Origin of the sequence: Pseudoalteromonas sp. S554 (assembly GCF_005930865.1) — a bacterium.
GTDB lineage: Bacteria > Pseudomonadota > Gammaproteobacteria > Enterobacterales > Alteromonadaceae > Pseudoalteromonas > Pseudoalteromonas marina.
This window is the reverse complement of the sequence record NZ_PNDV01000156.1, coordinates 1-1,266: the sequence shown is the minus strand read 5'-3', so window position 1 is coordinate 1,266 and position 1,266 is coordinate 1. Positions and strand designations below refer to the sequence as shown.

Annotated in this window: 2 protein-coding genes; both read left to right on the top strand. The window is 40.6% G+C overall.

The window, feature by feature from the left end; translation table 11 throughout:
* The coding region (locus tag CWB65_RS19425; RefSeq protein ID WP_138741283.1) for an ABC transporter permease at window positions 1-594 on the top strand (594 nt) is incomplete at its 5' end.
* Window positions 595-608: 14 nt separating this feature from the next.
* Window positions 609-1,109, top strand: a complete 501-nt coding sequence (locus CWB65_RS19420) for a DUF3299 domain-containing protein (protein WP_138741282.1) — start codon at window positions 609-611, stop codon at window positions 1,107-1,109.
* Window positions 1,110-1,266: the final 157 nt, after the last annotated feature.

The following is a 1,266-nucleotide window of genomic DNA, read 5'->3' as shown; positions in this document are numbered from 1 at the left end:
CACGATGAGCACGATGAGCATAACAACCTAACTGGTCACCCTAAACAAATCACTGCATTTTTAATGGGGTTTGATTCGCCTTTGTATACACTACAAATTAGGCGTAACATAAATCAGTACAAGCCCGAGGCTCTATTAGCCATTATGCCTACCGTCACGCTAAAAGACTTATGGGAAATGCTCGCCATTGTTGAAAAAATACTACTGCTTTTTTCATTTGTTGTCGTGCTGATAAGCCTGCTTGGTATGTTAACTACATTACTTGCAAACCTTAATCAACGTCGCCGTGAACTTGCTATACTCCGCTCTGTTGGTGCAAGGCCATGGCAGCTATTTACACTTATAAGTATGGAGTCATTGCTTACAACATTTTTAGGCTGTGTGCTTGGGTGTGCATTATTTTACGCCACATTACTTTTAGGAGCCGACTACCTACAAAGCCATGCGGGTATTAGTGTAAATGTAGCCATGCTTTCACGCTATGAACTCACCCTTATAGGCGCTATTATGGCGGCGGGTTTTATTATTGGTTTAATACCAGCAACTCGTGCTTATTTTTACTCACTCAGCGACGGCATGAGTATAAAAACATAATGTTTAGGAATTTTATGACACTTTTTAAAACAGCTTTAAATGCTTTTTGCATATTAAGCTTAGCTATTATTAGCTTTTCAAGTAACGCTAACCCACCTAAAGAAATTTTTTGGGAAGACTTAATTCCAAAAGGCCATGTGCAAATAGATACCCAAGCACAAGCGAACCACGAAGGCAGCGATCAAAACTGGGTACAGCCCGACTTAGACGCCCCTGTAGTAAAAGAACTAAACGGGCAATCTATCAGCTTACCCGGCTTTGTTGTACCGCTAGAGGGCGATAGCGAAGTAATCACCGAATTTTTATTAGTACCGTATTTTGGTGCCTGCATACACGTACCACCACCGCCACCTAACCAGCTTGTACACGTTACTATAAAAGGCGGCGTACCAATCGAAAGCCTTTACGATGCAATTGTAGTCACAGGTATTATTACAACAGAAACCTGGTCAGGTGAATTAGCACAGGTAGGTTACAAAATGAAAGCCGTAGGCGTAGCGCCGTTTGAGCTTTGAAAAAGTGTTCAGTTTTCAGTTTTCAGCTTTCAGCTTTCAGCTTTCAGTTTTCAGTTTTCAGTTTTCAGTTTTCAGTTTTCAGTTTTCAGTTTTCAGTTTTCAGCGCGGAGAATGAATAGCTAAACACTCTAAAGTTAGCTGTTATCAAAATTATTTT